Origin of the sequence: Paenibacillus sp. GYB006 (assembly GCF_036577645.1) — a bacterium.
Taxonomy (GTDB): Bacteria; Bacillota; Bacilli; order Paenibacillales; family Paenibacillaceae; genus Paenibacillus.
The window spans coordinates 331,573-347,658 of sequence record NZ_JARBDA010000003.1 but is presented as its reverse complement, the minus strand read 5'-3'; the positions used below and the strand labels follow the sequence as shown (position 1 = coordinate 347,658).

16 protein-coding genes are annotated in these 16,086 nt (G+C 43.3%); 10 read left to right on the top strand and 6 right to left on the bottom strand.

From position 1 onward, the window contains the following. The first annotated feature begins 233 nt into the window (after positions 1-233). On the top strand, positions 234-1,289 hold the full coding sequence (locus PV403_RS10320; RefSeq protein ID WP_213530753.1) for an LCP family protein: 1,056 nt from the start codon (positions 234-236) through the stop codon (positions 1,287-1,289). A gap of 50 nt (positions 1,290-1,339) precedes the next feature. On the opposite strand, the gene PV403_RS10315 is transcribed toward PV403_RS10320, so the two are convergent. Further along, the gene (locus PV403_RS10315; RefSeq protein WP_332084613.1) at positions 1,340-2,836 is read right to left on the bottom strand and encodes an alpha-amylase; all 1,497 of its coding nucleotides are present in this window, start codon (positions 2,834-2,836) and stop codon (positions 1,340-1,342) included. Between the two features lie 327 nt (positions 2,837-3,163). Between PV403_RS10315 and PV403_RS10310 the strand changes: the two genes are divergently transcribed. Together PV403_RS10310 and PV403_RS10305 are read left to right on the top strand one after the other, a co-directional pair. Continuing rightward, the gene (locus PV403_RS10310) at positions 3,164-4,567 is read left to right on the top strand and encodes an MATE family efflux transporter (RefSeq protein ID WP_332084517.1); all 1,404 of its coding nucleotides are present in this window, start codon (positions 3,164-3,166) and stop codon (positions 4,565-4,567) included. Between the two features lie 333 nt (positions 4,568-4,900). After that, the gene (locus PV403_RS10305; protein ID WP_332084516.1) at positions 4,901-6,079 is read left to right on the top strand and encodes an acyltransferase; all 1,179 of its coding nucleotides are present in this window, start codon (positions 4,901-4,903) and stop codon (positions 6,077-6,079) included. 110 nt (positions 6,080-6,189) lie between these two features. On the opposite strand, the gene PV403_RS10300 is transcribed toward PV403_RS10305, so the two are convergent. From PV403_RS10300 to PV403_RS10285, 4 genes are all read right to left on the bottom strand, one after another. Next, entirely contained in the window at positions 6,190-6,864 is a 675-nt protein-coding gene (locus PV403_RS10300; RefSeq protein WP_213530747.1) for a hypothetical protein, read from the bottom strand. 2 nt (positions 6,865-6,866) lie between these two features. Then, positions 6,867-7,757 carry an ABC transporter ATP-binding protein gene (locus PV403_RS10295; protein WP_213530745.1) on the bottom strand — a complete coding sequence of 297 codons (891 nt, stop codon included), beginning with the start codon at positions 7,755-7,757 and terminating at the stop codon, positions 6,867-6,869. Position 7,758: 1 nt separating this feature from the next. Then, on the bottom strand, positions 7,759-8,124 hold the full coding sequence (locus PV403_RS10290) for a GntR family transcriptional regulator (protein ID WP_213530743.1): 366 nt from the start codon (positions 8,122-8,124) through the stop codon (positions 7,759-7,761). A gap of 348 nt (positions 8,125-8,472) precedes the next feature. Continuing rightward, complete coding sequence (locus PV403_RS10285) at positions 8,473-8,730, bottom strand: hypothetical protein (protein ID WP_213530741.1); 258 nt, start codon at positions 8,728-8,730, stop codon at positions 8,473-8,475. Between the two features lie 76 nt (positions 8,731-8,806). Here PV403_RS10285 and PV403_RS10280 point away from each other — a divergent pair, with 76 nt between their 5' ends. Continuing rightward, positions 8,807-9,418, top strand: coding sequence for a TVP38/TMEM64 family protein (locus tag PV403_RS10280; RefSeq protein WP_213530739.1), 612 nt, complete (start codon positions 8,807-8,809; stop codon positions 9,416-9,418). 15 nt (positions 9,419-9,433) lie between these two features. Here the strand turns inward: PV403_RS10280 and PV403_RS10275 are convergent, their stop codons facing one another. Further along, positions 9,434-9,958, bottom strand: coding sequence for a cupin domain-containing protein (locus tag PV403_RS10275; RefSeq protein WP_213530737.1), 525 nt, complete (start codon positions 9,956-9,958; stop codon positions 9,434-9,436). Between the two features lie 225 nt (positions 9,959-10,183). Between PV403_RS10275 and PV403_RS10270 the strand changes: the two genes are divergently transcribed. The 6 genes from PV403_RS10270 to PV403_RS10245 all read left to right on the top strand — a co-directional run bounded on the left by PV403_RS10270 (position 10,184) and on the right by PV403_RS10245 (position 16,024). Beyond that, positions 10,184-10,648 carry a DIP1984 family protein gene (locus tag PV403_RS10270; RefSeq protein WP_213530735.1) on the top strand — a complete coding sequence of 155 codons (465 nt, stop codon included), beginning with the start codon at positions 10,184-10,186 and terminating at the stop codon, positions 10,646-10,648. A gap of 777 nt (positions 10,649-11,425) precedes the next feature. Continuing rightward, positions 11,426-11,863 carry a DUF1641 domain-containing protein gene (locus tag PV403_RS10265; RefSeq protein ID WP_213530733.1) on the top strand — a complete coding sequence of 146 codons (438 nt, stop codon included), beginning with the start codon at positions 11,426-11,428 and terminating at the stop codon, positions 11,861-11,863. A gap of 37 nt (positions 11,864-11,900) precedes the next feature. Beyond that, positions 11,901-13,082: an NAD(P)/FAD-dependent oxidoreductase gene (locus PV403_RS10260; protein ID WP_332084515.1), complete on the top strand. Its 1,182-nt coding sequence runs from the start codon at positions 11,901-11,903 to the stop codon at positions 13,080-13,082. Between the two features lie 186 nt (positions 13,083-13,268). Then, on the top strand, positions 13,269-13,913 hold the full coding sequence (locus tag PV403_RS10255) for an SDR family oxidoreductase (RefSeq protein ID WP_332084514.1): 645 nt from the start codon (positions 13,269-13,271) through the stop codon (positions 13,911-13,913). A 30-nt stretch (positions 13,914-13,943) separates the two neighbouring features. Next, a complete protein-coding gene (locus tag PV403_RS10250; RefSeq protein ID WP_332084513.1) occupies positions 13,944-14,663 on the top strand; it encodes a response regulator transcription factor in 720 nt (239 codons plus the stop codon). Then, positions 14,660-16,024 carry a sensor histidine kinase gene (locus PV403_RS10245; RefSeq protein ID WP_332084512.1) on the top strand — a complete coding sequence of 455 codons (1,365 nt, stop codon included), beginning with the start codon at positions 14,660-14,662 and terminating at the stop codon, positions 16,022-16,024. The genes PV403_RS10250 and PV403_RS10245 overlap by 4 nt, the downstream gene beginning before the upstream one ends. Positions 16,025-16,086: the final 62 nt, after the last annotated feature.

Below are 16,086 nucleotides of genomic sequence, written 5' to 3'. Positions count from 1 at the left end.
TCTTATTATAGGCTTCCTTGGCATGTAGAGCAGTATTTTGGAATAGGAAAGCAAGATTTCGACATTGTCACCAAAATGATATTCCTTATTATGGAAACTTGTAGTATAGTAATTGCGTTATCCCTTTGTAAGCAGAACTGTACATAATCTTATTAGTATAAATGCAATCAAAACCTGAAATTATAGTTCGCATTTGTCGAAAAAAAGAAAAAGAGTGCAGAGAGGAGAAGTACATGAGTGACCAGGAAGAATACCCGTTGACGCGGAGTAAACGACATCAGAACAAAAAAAAGAAAAAACCGAAATCAAAGAAACCTCTGATTATTACAGCGATCATTCTCTTGCTTATAGGAACGATGGGGTTTGCATTTCGTAAAGAACTTGTTGCTGTGGCATTTCAGCTGTTTTTGGAGGACACAGTAAAAGGCCGAATCGATAATGCATACGAACCGATTAAGGTGACGGGGCCGGCTGGAAATGAAGAAAATCAGGACGAGCTGACAAAACCTTTCAGCATGCTGCTGCTGGGTGTAGATGAAAGGGTAGGGGATGTCGGAAGATCAGATACGATGATCTATGCGGTATTCCGCCCGAAAGAGCACCGAATGTTATTAATGTCGTTGCCTCGTGATTCGTATGTTCCGATTGCAGGGAAAGAAAAGAGAAATAAAATCAATGCAGCCTATGCCTTCGGGGGAACGAAGATGAGCGTAGAGACCGTAGAACAGCTGTTGCAAACGGATGTTGATTATTATGCAAAAGTGAATTTTCAAGCACTGGTAGAAGTAGTTGATGCGCTTGGTGGAGTGGAACTGCCGATTACCGAAGTTATTGAGAACAAACAAAGGATCCACATAAAGCTCCGAATTGAGCCGAACAAACCGATCTATAACGGTGAAGATGCCTTGAACTATGTACGATATCGTGAGGATTCGGACTATAAGCGAACAGAACGCCAGCGAATCTTTATCAAGCAAGCGACAGAGCGTGCTTTATCGCTAGGTAATATTACAAAAATCCCGCAGTTAATGGATATTGCGAGTTCGAATATGAAGACAGACATGACCTCCGATTTTATTATTGATCTGGCGGAATTGTTGTATGAGAAAGGATCCGTTCCCCAGATGAGCAGTTACATGCTGAAGGGTGAAGGTGAGAATAACCAGTACGGCTGGTACTACATGCTAAGTGATCAAGGGTTAGCAGAGGCGCAGGAAATCATCGATAATTGGATGGATGAAAATACAGCAGCGGCGGATCTTATCGATCCTGAGCTCAAAGAACAATAAGAAAGAGGCAGACCTGTAAATCAAGGTCTGCCTCTTTCTTTGCCTCATTTTTAAGCTTCCGACTCTTGCTTCTGATCGTCTGATTCCTGATCTTTAACTTGTTCCACCCAGACAGAGACACTTCCGCCCTTGACGGTAAAGTTGGCACAGCCATCTTCTTCGATCGTAAGCGTCTCTTCTTGGTTACCTGTAATGTCATACCAAGTCTGCCCAGCACGTTCTTTACCGACACACATCCGCTTTTCTCCATTTTCTCCGTTACCAATAATGACGGCACAGCCGGAGTGAGGGATTTCAGCGACACCGCATCTTACCCAGCCAATGGTATTCGGATGATCAAGATAATCAATTTGGTCGCCGTAGGCATGATGGTATCTTGCGGCTAGCAGAGGGTCAATCGCCGCTTGCTTCGAAGGAATCGGATTGTCTCCGCCAATGCCGTAGTAATCTCCGTAGAATACACATGGGTATCCGCCTTGACGGAGCAAGATCAGTGCATATGCACTTGGTTTAAACCAGTCATCGATCCAGGACTCGAGCGCTTCTCCCGGCTGAGAATCATGGTTATCAACAAAGGTAACCGCATGGGTAGGGTGGGTTTGAACAAGCGTATCATTAAAAATCGTTGTTAGATCAAATGCTTTACCCGCAAGCGAAGCTTCATGAAGTTTGTAATGGAGTGAAACATCAAACAGATCAATTTGATAATCGACAGTATCAAGGAATTTTTGGCAGGAAGCAAGATCCGGTTTCCAGAACTCGCCTACAATATAGAAATCCTGCCCTCTTTTCTTAATCATTTCATTGGCAAACTGTTTAACAAAATCATGATTGATGTGTTTAATCGCATCCAGGCGGAATCCGTTACACTGAAGGGTATCAATCATCCATTTTCCCCAGTTAATCATCTCTTCGCGAACTTCTGGTTTTCTATAGTCGATGTTAGCGAACATCAGGTAATCATAATTTCCAAATTCATCATCTACATTTTCGTCCCAGCCTTCTTCATTTGAGGCTATTCGGAAAATACCAGTTCGATCTTCGGAAGCATCGTAGTCTGTTCCATTAAAGTGGGTATGATTCCATTTGAATGAGGAGTACGTATTTCCACGGCCAGGGAAATTAAATTTGGTCCATCCCTCTATTTCAAATGGCTTTGAGATATCCTTCGTACGATTGTTCGGATCGACCTCAATGACTTGAAACCGTTCGGTCTCATCTGCCCCTGCTTTATGGTTCATAACAAGGTCTACGTATACCCCAACTCCATTTTGAGTGCAGACTCCCATGGCTTCCAGCAGATCCTCTTTAGAGCCGTATTTGGTTTTCACCGTACCTTTTTGGTCAAACTCGCCTAAATCATAAAGGTCATATACTCCGTAGCCTGTATCCTCGGGTGAACTGCCTTTGGTGACAGGAGGGATCCAGACGGAATCGATTCCTTTTTTCTTTAACTCAGGAGCTCTTTCAGACAGACGTTTCCAGTGTGCTCCATCTGCATCTACATGCCATTCAAAGAATTGCATCATAGTATGATTGCGTTTTATCATACGACCGCCCCCCTCTCATTAGTATCATTCTCTTACTACAGCACACCATAAAGGATGTGGTTTGCGTGATGACAGACTGCCGCAATCTATAAGTGCTTTTATTCAGAAATAACCACCCCGGGGGAGAACTAAACCATATCGAGAAAATATATATGGCTAGAGGCAAGACGAGAAGGCTGCTTATCTTCTTTTACGCGTGTTAAAAAAAGATGGTAAATTATCGTGCATATATGAAAATTTTATGCTAAGATACGGTTTGTTTCAGAAAAATTTACGTAATTTTATGAAAATATAAACATTTACTACTAAGCTGAAGGTGAATCTATGACAACAGCAGCCGACGGGCGTGTTCTTAAGACAGAAAATCTCAATCTTTTTTCATTAACCTGGCCTATCTTTCTAGAAATTATGTTATTTATGCTGATGGGTACCGTGGATACCTTTATGATCAGTGCCGTATCCGATGAGGCTGTATCTGCGGTAGGGACGTCCAATCAGATCGTATCGATTGCCATCCTCATTCTTGAGGTGATTGGGAATGGAGCAGCCATTGTGGTAGCTCAGTATATTGGTTCGAGAAAACTTGCGGAAGCATCTCGCGTATCTGCCGTAGCGATTACACTTAACTTATGTGTCGGACTCATCATTAGTGTTATTTTTGTATTCAGCGGCCGCCATATTTTACAACTCATGAATCTTCATGGCGAAATCCTGGAACTCGGGAATACCTACATAACGATTGTCGGCGGGGGCATCTTCTTACAAGCTTTGATCAATATTATGTCCACGATTATTCGTACCTATGGTTTCACCAAGCAGACCATGCTTGTCTCACTTGTAATGAATCTCATTCATTTAGTCGGTAACTATGCCCTCATTTTTGGTCATTTTGGATTCAGTCCGATGGGGGTAAAAGGAGCAGCCATCTCGACCGTACTCAGCAGGCTGGTCTGTGTCGCGATCTTCATTTGGTTACTTTATAAAGTTATGGCCGTAAGGATTGAATGGAGACATTATTTCATGATCTCCAAAGATTATGTAAAAAAAATACTGAACATCGGTATTCCTTCCGCCTTTGAACAAATTACGTATCAAATGTGTCAGCTTGTCTTTCTGTATTATGTGACTTATCTCGGAACAGAATCACTTGCTACACGGCAGTATGCAGCCCAGATTTCTAATTATATCTACTTATTTAGTATGGCTGTATCGCTGGGAACATCGATTCTGACAGGACGATTCGTCGGGGCAGGAAAACAGGATGAAGCCTACGCAAGAGTGAAGAAAAGTGTGAAAATCGGCCTTATCTCCACGATAACCGTAGATATTATTATTATTCTGCTTCGGGAGCCGCTGATGGGGATCTTCACGGATAACGCAGAGATTATCCGATTAGGTTCTCAAGTACTCTTGTTCAGTATCGTACTGGAAACAGCAAGAACGTGTAACATGATTATGATTAATTCCTTGCGTGCAGCAGGGGATGCTCGTTTCCCAGTGTATATGGGGCTGATCTCTATGGTTGGCGTGAGTCTTCCGCTCGGTTATTGGTTTGTCTTCCATTTAGAGATGGGAATCTTAGGTGTATGGGTAGCAAACGCAGTGGATGAATGGATTCGTGCCTTTATCATGCATTATCGCTGGAAAAACGGTGCTTGGCGCCGTCATGCGCTCGTGGAGCAGCCCGCTTCAAAAGATTCAGAATCTGCTGTGCCAGCTGCATTATAAACTTCGTGATCTGTAGTTAGCTTCTAAGCGAGGGTCGTCCGTAAGATGCAGCTGCTCAGCGTATGTTTCTGCCGCCGTAAAGGCGGCTTTTTCATGTCAAAATACATAGGAGCTACAGATTATAAAATCCATTTTTATTATTATTTAGGATACATTTGGAATAAATGTTATCGTAATTTGTCCAAATCCTTAAATAATTCTGTTATTATTATTAAGTTAAGGGATTTTTAATGTAAATTGTTTTCAGAAGTTTTACTATAGATAAAGTGATTTTGAGCCGGTCGAATGGAACGTCTCTATCAATCAATAAACTAAACCCAAGGAGTTAATATAATGAGTCAAACAATGACAGCTGAAAAAAGGGAACGTTTGCCCGAGCTTAATCTTGTACGATGCATAGCAATTCTTGGTGTACTAAGTGTACACTCGACTTCTTTTGCTACCGTAGATATGGTGAATTCGGGTATGTACTGGCTGTACAACTTTTTCAATATTTTCATGAAGTTTGGTACACCGACGTTTATTTTCTTAAGTAGTTTTGTGTTGTTTTATAATTACTATACTAGGCCGCTAGATAAGAAACTGGTTCTTGGTTTTTATAAGAAGAGATTGCTCTACATTCTAATTCCTTACTTTATGTTCTCATTGTTTTATTTTCTAATTTTACACGTTGTGTACTATCCGGATCGTTCTCTGATCGATACGATCGTAAGTTTTACTACTAAGTTGTTTACGGGTAAAGCGTACACTCATTTATATTTTGTATTTATTAATATGCAGTTTTATATTATGTTCCCACTGGTACTCGCTTTATTCAAAAAAGTACCTTCTCTCGTTAAATGGGCAGTTCCGATCGGACTTGCCATTCAGTGGGGATTTATTCTTATGAATAAATACGGTGTAATCAGCGTGGCAAATAAAGGCAGCTGGTCTTTATCGTACTTTGCCTATTTCATGCTCGGTGCATGTCTGGGTGTGTACTTCCCTAAGATTAAAGAGTGGATTGTTATCAGAAGAAGCTACGCTACACCAGGAAAAGTTACAGCATGGACGATGCTATGGATTGTTTGGATCTGTGCAGGTCTAGCACATGTGTATATCTGGTACTTGAACCGTAAAGGGATTGCTGTCTATGATTCCCTTTGGTATGAATTCCTGTGGAATATCCATACGTTCTCGGCAGCGCTGGTGTTATTCCAGATTGCCTTCCTGCTATACGGCAACGGTAAGAGCGCTCTGGTACGTACGATGTCTAAGATTGGTGGATTGTCCTTCGGGATCTATCTAATTCACCCATTCTTCTTGCTTGTTTATCGTGAATTCCCGCCGCAAACCGGAATTTCGATCCTTCATCACTTATGGTATGTCGGTGGATTCCTGCTTGCGCTAATCGGATCATATATTGTGGTTGGTTTGGCATCTCACTTCTCTAAATCCTGGATTCTGTTCGGTAACCTGCCTAAACCGCAGCGAGGAGCCGGGGAACCAAAGAAACCAAATCTGCCTGCTTAAGCAAGCGAGAATACCTTATCGTTTAACGGTTATCGTTTATCGTTATTTCGTAATATTTCAAAAAAAAGAAGCATTCCCGTCTATATGGGATGCTTCTTTTTGCGTATATATTAGATCGTGGATTTTCGCAGCCATACGTAGGATAGGAAAGCATACAGCAAAGTAAGAGGAGCGAGGAACCAGATAATATCCGTCTGGTAGGTCATGACCCACTTGCCGAAATCGTCCCAATATTGCCAGTAAGTCACGAGGACACTTGCTGCACCCAAGACAATGACGATGAGCAGGATCAAGCTTATTAAGACCAGTTTCCCGAATCTTCTCGCTATACTCGACATAACGAAACCGAATAGAAACAGATGAGAAATGACGACAAAGTTCAGCAGGGCGAGATGCAGGAAGGAGAGACTGCTGAGGAAAGGGACATCAAAAAAATGCAGCCCTGTACCCCAGCCTGAAGTAAGCTGTTCTATCTCTCTAACGATGGTAAGTGCAGTGGAATAGAGCAGGCTGAAGAGAAGAAACATGCTGATTGTACCTAGGAAATAATCTTTACGTCGAATACCGAAACTCAGTGAAAATGAGAAATTCATGGGAATTACCGCAATTCCTACACTCATCATGAACCCATAGATTGATAACAGTCCTCCGGTCGTAAATGAACCAATCGATATACTGATGATCAAATTAACTACAAAACTACTCATAAGCACAATGAGGGGAACGATAAGCCATAACCAATAATCAACAAGATGGGTACGCATTACGGTTTTGATCGTTGGCATACTTAATGCACCTCTTCCCGGTTCGTTTGTTTGGTCAAATACACCATGAGTTGTTGCAGAGAGACAGGAGCAAGACTGATGTTGTTTAATTCCGCTTGTTTGCGGAAGTCTTTTTGGTCAGTTGTTCGAACGACAACACTACGCATAAAGCCGAGTTCTTCCTGATGAAGCACTTCTTTTCCTATAACGAAGTGATCTACATCAGACTGCTTGCCGCTAACATGGAAAGCCGATCCTCGAAATTGTTCTGCTTCCTCATTTAGCAAAAGCTTCCCCTGATGAAGTACAATCACCTGTTCGAGCATGGCACTAATCTCATCAATAAGATGCGTTGATAAAACAATGGTGCGGGGATAATCCATATAGTCTTGAATTAACTGGTCATAGAATAACTGTCTAGCTACAGCATCAAGCCCAAGATAAGGTTCATCAAAGATGGTAAGCGGAGCACGGCTCGCAAGACCGATAATGATGCCAACAGAAGAAAGCATGCCTCTTGATAGTTTTTTGACTCTTCGATTTGGGGGCAGGTTGAATTGTAAAACTAGGGAATCAGCCAGGGATGCGTTCCAGTTAGGATAAAGGGAAGAGGCTACCGAGAGTACATCTCGTACTCGAAACGTATCCGGATACTTTTGACTTTCCTTAATAAAACAAATCTGCCGAAGGACTTCCTTATTCTCATACGGCGCTTCGCCGAACACTTTAAGTTCTCCTGACGTGGGGAAGAGCTGAGCTGTAATGAGATGAAGCAGTGTAGTTTTTCCCGCACCATTACGCCCAAGCAGTCCGTAAATTTTGTTCTCCTGAATGGTGAGGTTTATATCCTGGAGGGCATGAAATGTTTTTCCATAGCTTTTGGTCAGGCCGTTTAACTCAATTACATCTGCCATTCTACTTCTCCTCCCTGTGTATCATTTCAGATAGTTCAGCTTTGCTGATCCCAAGCTTCTGCGCTTCTTGCACCATTCGGATAATGAACTGTTCATAGAACTGTTCACGCCGCTTCTCTACCAGCACAGACTGTGCTCCATCTGCTACAAACATGCCAATCCCTCTTTTCTTATACAGAATTCCTTGATCGACCAGGAGATTTACGCCTTTGGCCGCTGTTGCCGGATTAATCTGATAAAAGGATGCAAATTGATTCGTGGAAGGGACCTGTGATTCTTCGGGCAGCCTTCCTTCGAGGATGTCATCTTCAATTCGTTCTGCAATCTGTAAAAAGATCGGGCGGTCATCATCCATCTGCATGCCCATACATTATCACCACCAAGTTGGTTAGTTACTTATGTAATTAACCATACAACCAAACAAAGAATTAGTCAACAATATATGGTAAAAATGGACGAATGCCGAAACCTTTTTTTATTTGCAGCGTTTATTATTTTAGTGGGTAAAAGGGTGTCATATTTCGGTAACGAGCTGAATATAATGGAAGTCCGGACCAAGGAGAGGTTTATTTCCGTTTCGTGAGACGGGCAGGAGGTTAATAGGAAGAGGGCAAAGGAAGAAGCCGAATATTCGAGTATTACCTCACATCCATGTTTAGCATAACAAGGACATGGACTAATTAGAATGATCTCATTCTTGGTTAATAATATATGATTAAAGGTGATTTAATAATGAAGTGTCAAGCTTGTGGAAAAGCAGTAAAAGACGTTTTGGAGCATGTGGAGCATATTCTCCATGAATGTGGAAAAGTTCCAGGATCTTCTCCCAATCTGTCGTCTGTACCGCCGGATGCGGTGCATCAGTCAATGAAATTTTCAGAATCCATATCATAGAAGAATCAAAAGAACCTGCCCCGTGAATATGGATGGCAGGTTCTTCTTTAGTCTCATCTAATATCAATGAACTCTTCACACACTCATGAAGTTGGTCAGTTATACTGTGAGTAGGTAAAGGCTATTCAATTCAAACGCAAGGAATGTGGTGCTGCATGGAAGGGTTCTCCGTATCCGAATTTATTTCCTTTTTTACAGAAGAGAATATAGTTAGACTGCTGGAAAAATTCCGGGCACTGGGTCCCTTACCCGGGATTCTCCTCACATTTATGAAAGCATTTATTCCGCCACTGCCTACGCTGTTCCTTGTGGGAGCGAATGGACTTGTGTATGGATGGGCCGGTTTTTTCTACTCCTGGATCGGACTTGTAGGAGGAAGTTTCTTTACCTTTATGGTCATAAGGAAGCTTGCAGGAACGAGATGGGCAAGTCACTGGTCTGAAAGACCAAAGGTTCAGAAAAGTCTGATCTGGATCCGGCGTAATGCATTCAGTTATGTTTTTTTACTTGGCATGTTTCCGGTAGGGCCGTTCGTCCTTGTGAATATGGCAGCCGGTATTGCTCAAATGCGCCCACGATCTTTTTTACTTGCAGCCGTATTAGGTAAAGGAATCATGGTGTTTTACGTGACCTTTATCGGTACGAATCTAGTTGCTATTATGGAACAGCCCCTAATTTTAGTCGGTATTCTCTTGTTCATAGGATGCACGATTTGGATCAGCAGAATGATCGAACGATATTATACAGGGTCTTCTCACATACAGTGAGTTTGAGAGCTCATGTTAATTAGGGTTCTCTGCCTTTTTCCAGTGGACGAGCAGCGGACCCTCGGCACCTAGCAGGGGATCTTTGTCTGGAACCGGAACACGAGCGATTTCCCCGAGTACCTGCGGGCGTTCTTCTTTGTCTCCCGTGTGGGTATTGTAGGACATCCCATCTGGATAGGCACCTACCAACTGAAAATCGGGACTTGACTCCAGTTTTTTATGACCTGTTCCGGCAGGAAGGACAAGAATATCGCCGGCAGTTGCCGTCAGAATAATCCCTTTTTCTCCTCCGATGTGAAGTTTAACCGATCCTTTGATGACACCAAGTACTTCATGCGAGTTGCTGTGATAGTGATGGTACGGGAATACCCCGCCTGTCCAGCTGTTTCGCCAGTTATGCTTGTTGAAAATTTTCTCCGTATTCTGCTCCTCACCGCGTAAGGCTCCTGGATAGAGAATGACAGGCAGTACCGGGTTATTGGGAATCACCCCGTCATCTTTGAAGTAATATACACTCGTCTCTAGATGGGTCGTTTTCATAATAAACGCTCTCCTTTCGTAGAAATAAAGCCATGAATAAGGCTATTTGTGCCTCTAATCATGGCTTACATTTTAATATTCCAAAAATTACTATTAACTGTTATGTACCACACCTGAAGAAGCGTTAAACAGGCGTTCATTCGAGCGAATGTAAGAGATTGGATATCTGCAGACCAATAAGTTACAATTAGGATACCTTTAATATGTGGAGGCGTAACTACGATTATGAAACTTGCCGAAGCACTCATTCTACGTTCTGATCTACAAAAGAAAATCCAGGAACTTCGTTTTCGTTTGCGTAATGTGATTAAGATTCAGGAAGGCGAAGAGGCAGCCGAGAATCCGTCTGATCTTTTTCGTGAACTGAATGGAGTACTTGAGCAGTTTGAGTCCCTTGTTCAGCGAATTAACAAAACCAATTCACAAACGGAATACGGCGAGGGTATGACGATTACCGATGCGCTTGCACGCCGGGAGAAGCTCCAATTGAAACGAAGTGTGCTCAGTGATGTCATGGATACCGCGTCTATTCGTTACGACCGGTCCAGCAGGACAGAGATTAAGTTTATAACGACCGTTGATATCAGCGCACTGCAGAAGCAAATAGATGAACTTGCCAAAGAACATCGTCAGCTTGATACGCGTATTCAAGAGCTCAACTGGACAACCGAACTTATAGAATCGTCATAAAGTACGTTCAGACTAAACTGCAGCAGAGAAGTCCTAACGTTGGTAGTCAGTATGAAAAAAAGCGAGCATAAGCCTCCCAGCGGGTCAAGTCTGGATCTCATAAAATAGTGAAGGGAACCGGGCGCCCTATTCTTACAATTTAGCCCACGCACTATTTACATCCGTACAAGGTAATGTCACTTCTTACTACCATATGCTGATTTTTTCAACTGGCGAGGGCCGGGTGTGGGGACTATAGGACTTCTCTCTGCTCATCTGTAAGATACAAAGGATTGCTTATTTCAAAAAAAAACACGAATACTAAATCTATATTTTCCAAATAAATAGATGTAGTTAACAATGGTATTAATTAGTGCTGTATATAGTAGGAAAAGCGAGAATAAGTGACTTTTTCAAGCCTAAAAGCGAAAATTCATTGTATTGACAAAAATAGAGGTTTTGTTACAATGTTCACAAGGTATTCACAAGTATAGTTAGATTTAACTCGTGTTTATGTGTAATAAGTGTAATATTAGGGTATAGGTTCGTAATTGGCCTGTTCGGATAAATTTGTGATTGCGATGGAATAAACAACTATTCATTTTTGCAAAAGATCCATGAAGTACATCACATGTGTATGCTAAAGCTGCCTGTGCCGCTTGAAAGGACGCGGCTTTTTCTAATGTGTGAAAATTGTTACATTACAATTCAATGTGCACTCACGGGTCGTTCATTTGATTATCAGGTAGGGTCAAGCAAGCGGGCTTTTTAACCCAAAGTAAAGGAGGACGTTCTCTTATGTCACAACCGACTCAACAAGAGGTACCAGTAAACGGTGCAGCTCCTGCACAAAATCAGGATGTACTTGATCAATTGATGAAGCCGGAGGTTCAAGACTCTCTTATTGTTCTTGTGGAGAATCTGCCTAAACTGGCTGAAATGGTAACTGCTATGACAAAAGCTTATGATTTCGCTCAAGGCTTGGCAACAGATAAAGTCTTCGTTAACGACATGAAAGTCGCTCTTGGAGAATTTACAACGCCTGTTGTAGAAAAAGCAAAAGGGGTAGCATCCGCGGCTATTGAAGCTGGAGACCGTGCTCAAGCGGAACAGTCTTCTGTTGGTCTTTTCGGTATGCTCAAAATGTTGAAAGATCCTAACGTACAACAATCTCTTCGTTTTGCTCAAGCATTCCTGAACGTGCTCAACGAACGTCAAGGGCAAAAACAAGACTAAAAAGTTATTGATACGAAAGTAAGAACGGAGGATGGATATGTCGAAGCAAATTTTGATTCTGGGCGGAGGCTACGGCGGCTTGCTGAGCGCGCTGTCAGCGCGTGAGTATTTGTCCGCTGAAGAAGCAACAATTACAGTTGTGAACCGCTTCCCAACTCACCAAATTATTACTGAATTACACCGTCTTGCAGCAGGTTCCATCGCTGAGAAAGCTGTTGCACTTCCACTGGAGAAACTTCTTCGTGGTAAAGACGTTAACCTGAAAATTGACACGGTTTCCGAGATCAAACCAGACGAGAACAAAGTTGTAATGCAGAGCGGAACAATCTACAGCTATGACTATCTCGTAGTTGCTCTTGGTAGTGAAACAGCATTCTTCGGTATCCCAGGACTTCAAGAGTACAGCTTTACTCTGAAATCCGTAAACGATGCTAACAAAATCCGTGCACACGTTGAAGCTTGCTTGGATAATTACAAAAAAACCGGAAACAAAGCAGACGCAACGATTGTTGTCGGCGGCGGCGGTTTGACGGGTATCGAGCTTGTTGGTGAATATGCTGACATTCTGGATCATGTATGTAAACAAAAAGGGATCAAACGTGAAGAAGTACAGCTCTACAACGTAGAAGCAGGTCCTTCTATTCTTGCAGGATTCCCGCCAGAGCTTGTTGAGCGTGCTCAAACAAGTCTTGAAAAACGCGGTGTGAAATTCATCGTTGGTGTGGCAATCACAGAAATGCAGCAACACACAGTAATGCTGAAAGATGGAAGCTCCATCGAAACAAGCACACTGATCTGGACAGGCGGCGTACAAGGTAACGCAGTTGTAGCTAACTGTGGTATCGAAGTAAACCGTGGCCGTGCAACCGTAAAAGAAACACTACACTCTACTTCCCACGAGAATGTATTCATCGCGGGCGACAGTGCAGTTGTAATTCCTAGCGAAGGTGCTCGTCCTTATCCTCCAACAGCTCAGCTTGCTTGGCAAATGGGTGAAACCATTGGACACAACCTTGCTGCAACAATCAAAGGCGGCGATTTTGAAGTCTTCACGCCAGTCTTCTCCGGTACACTGGGAAGCTTGGGACGTAAAGATGCGATTGCTATGCTTGGCGGAAGCCAAACTCGCCTGAAAGGCTTGCCTGCAACGATGATGAAAGAAGCAAGTAACATCCGTTATCTAAAACATATCGATGGTTTGTTCGCTCTTGCGTACTAATCTATTTCGATAGAAGAATAGGAAGGCAGACGCCCATCATGGGTTGTCTGCCTTCTTTTTTTCATCTGATGAGGAGCTGCCAGCCTGCACTTCATCATGGAGCAGACTTGTTATATATCGTGCCTGAAGGGTAATTGAAGGGAGAGAATGGATGAATAAATTCCACTTTGAAGGGAGAAATGAATAATGAATGTTTTAGTAATTGGGGCAAACGGACAGATCGGGAAACAGGTTATCTCACAGCTTAAGGATGACAAAGAGCATACGGTAAGAGCCATGGTTCGTAAAGAGGAGCAGGCAGATGCCTTTGATAAGGCGGGTGTAGAACCTGTACTTGCGGATTTAGAAGGAACTGTAGAGGAACTTGCGCTTGCGATGAAGGGCAGCGATGCGATTGTGTTTACGGCAGGTTCAGGCGGAAGCACAGGTTTAGATAAGACACTGCTTATTGACCTCGATGGAGCTGTTAAAACGATGGAAGCTGCGGAGCAGGCAGGAATTTCGAGATATATTATGGTAAGTGCTCTGCATGCAGAAGATCGGACACGCTGGTCTGATCAAATTAAACCATATTATGCAGCCAAACATTATGCAGATAAACAGCTCGAACAATCATCTCTGCAATATACGATTTTGCGTCCGGGCGGGCTGTTGAATGAGCCGGGTCGTGGTAAAATAACAACGGATACCGAGCATGGAGAGACAAGCATTCCGCGTGAAGATGTCGCATCTGTTATTGTAGCGGTACTAAATGCAGAGAATACTTATAGAAAAGCGATTCCTCTTGTATCTGGAGAGCATTCAATTCAGGAAATTGTGCAAAATATATAACATTGCTTTGAATAAAGCGGAGGAGGAGCTATGAAACCATCCATTCTCATAGTCGAAGATGAAGAGAAGATTGCTAGGGTGTTAGAAATTGAACTGGAGTATGAAGATTATGAGGTCTCCAAGGCAATGAGCGGTACGGAAGGGCTGGAAGCTTTTCAAAATGGTGATTTTGATCTGGTATTACTTGATATCATGTTACCGGGTCTTAGCGGGATTGAAGTCTTGCGGCGCATACGCAGTCATGATGAACATATCCCTGTCATTTTGCTGACGGCTAAGGGCTCCGTAGAAGATAAGGTCTCCGGCCTTGATCTGGGAGCGACAGATTATGTTACCAAACCTTTTCAGATTGAAGAGCTGCTTGCCCGGATTCGTGCCGCCCTCCGTTTACATAGTAAAGTTCAGAAATCGAGTACGGCGGGAACAGAAGAACAAAATCAGAAACAGGAAGTATGGCTGTCTGCCGGTGACCTGAAGATGAATGAAAAAACAAGAGAGGTACTGCGAGCCGAAGATGGAATAGAGCTTACTCCACGGGAGTTTGATCTGCTGGTTTATTTACTTCGTAATCAGCGGCAGGTCCTGAACCGGGAGCAGATTCTCGAGGCGGTATGGGGGTATGATTACATGGGTGACACCAACGTGGTCGATGTTTATATCAGATATCTTCGTAAGAAAATAGATCATGGACGCTCTCCGCTGATCCACACGGTTCGCGGTGTAGGTTACGTTCTCAGGACCGAGACATGAAGCTGCGTACAACCATCTATGTATATACTTCGGTGCTTTTTATTGTCTTGCTGCTGCTGATTAATGGATTTATCTATTTCATGTTTGACCGAATGTCGACAGATACCCAGATGAAAAGAGCGGAAGCAGAAGCGAATTCGATCTCAACAGGTGTGCGTAATGCAGCTGATATCGTAGCTCCGGACGATTTACTGCGTTCTTTTGTTCCAGCAGAAGGGATGCTTAGGATGGTGAGAATGACAGGCGATAACCCACCTGCGGTTACTTCGCTCTCAGAACGGCGTCTTGCTCAGATTAACCCTGCTTTTTATCCTAATAAACATACCGAAGTGTTAAAAATAGACGGTGTACGTTATGTCTTTGTATCCATGCCCGTCATATGGGCCGATGGAGAAGTAGTGAACCTTCAGGTGACAGAAAGCCTTGCAAGTGTAGATAACAATCTGAAGGTGCTCCAGGTTGTCCTGATTTCCGTGTCCCTGGTCGCGCTGCTGGCTGTACTTGCTTCAAGCCGGCTGCTTGGAAGTATTATTATTCGGCCGATATCAAGTATGACGCAGACGATGCGGATCATTGAGGACGGCGGCGGATTCAAGACCCTTGATTTGCAGAACCAATCCAAAGACGAGTTATACGAAATGGGCGAGACTTTTAACCGAATGATGGGCAGACTTGAGCGAAATTATGAGAAACAGGAGCAGTTTGTCTCGAATGCTTCTCATGAACTCAAGACACCGCTGACGGTGATTGAGAGCTATGCCAGTCTTTTGAAAAGGAGAGGGATGTCGCGTCCAGACCTTTTTGAAGAATCCGTTGAAGCCATTCACTCGGAAGCAATCCGAATGCGAGAAATGACGGAACAGCTGCTCATGATGGCTAGACAGACGGAGTCCGGAAGCATCACGTTAGAGAAACACGATCTAGCCGGTATGGTGACTGATATGGCCCGTTCCTACGGGACAGCGTATCAGAGGGAAATTGAGGTCGAAACTCCCTCATCTGAACCTTGCTTTGCTTCTACTGATATCAACAAGGCGAAGCAGCTGCTCGTTATTTTACTGGATAATGCCAGAAAATATAGCGAGGACTCCATCCTTATCCGTGTTCAGCCTGACGCCAGTTACGTTACCATAAGCGTAACAGATTATGGGCCAGGGATTCCTGCTGATGAACTTCCCAAAGTGTTTGATCGTTTCTACCGGGTCGATCAGGCCAGATCCCGCAAACAGGGCGGAACGGGTCTTGGTTTATCACTAGCAAGTGAGATTGCCGCGCAGATTAAGGCGGAAATTCGTTTGGAAAGTACCTATGGTAAAGGCACCACTGCATATATACAGTTTCCAGTTCATCATCTTGCCTAAGTAGAAAGGCAAGATGATTTGCTTTTCTCAGAGAATTCTCATAGTTAAGAGTTATACTGGTG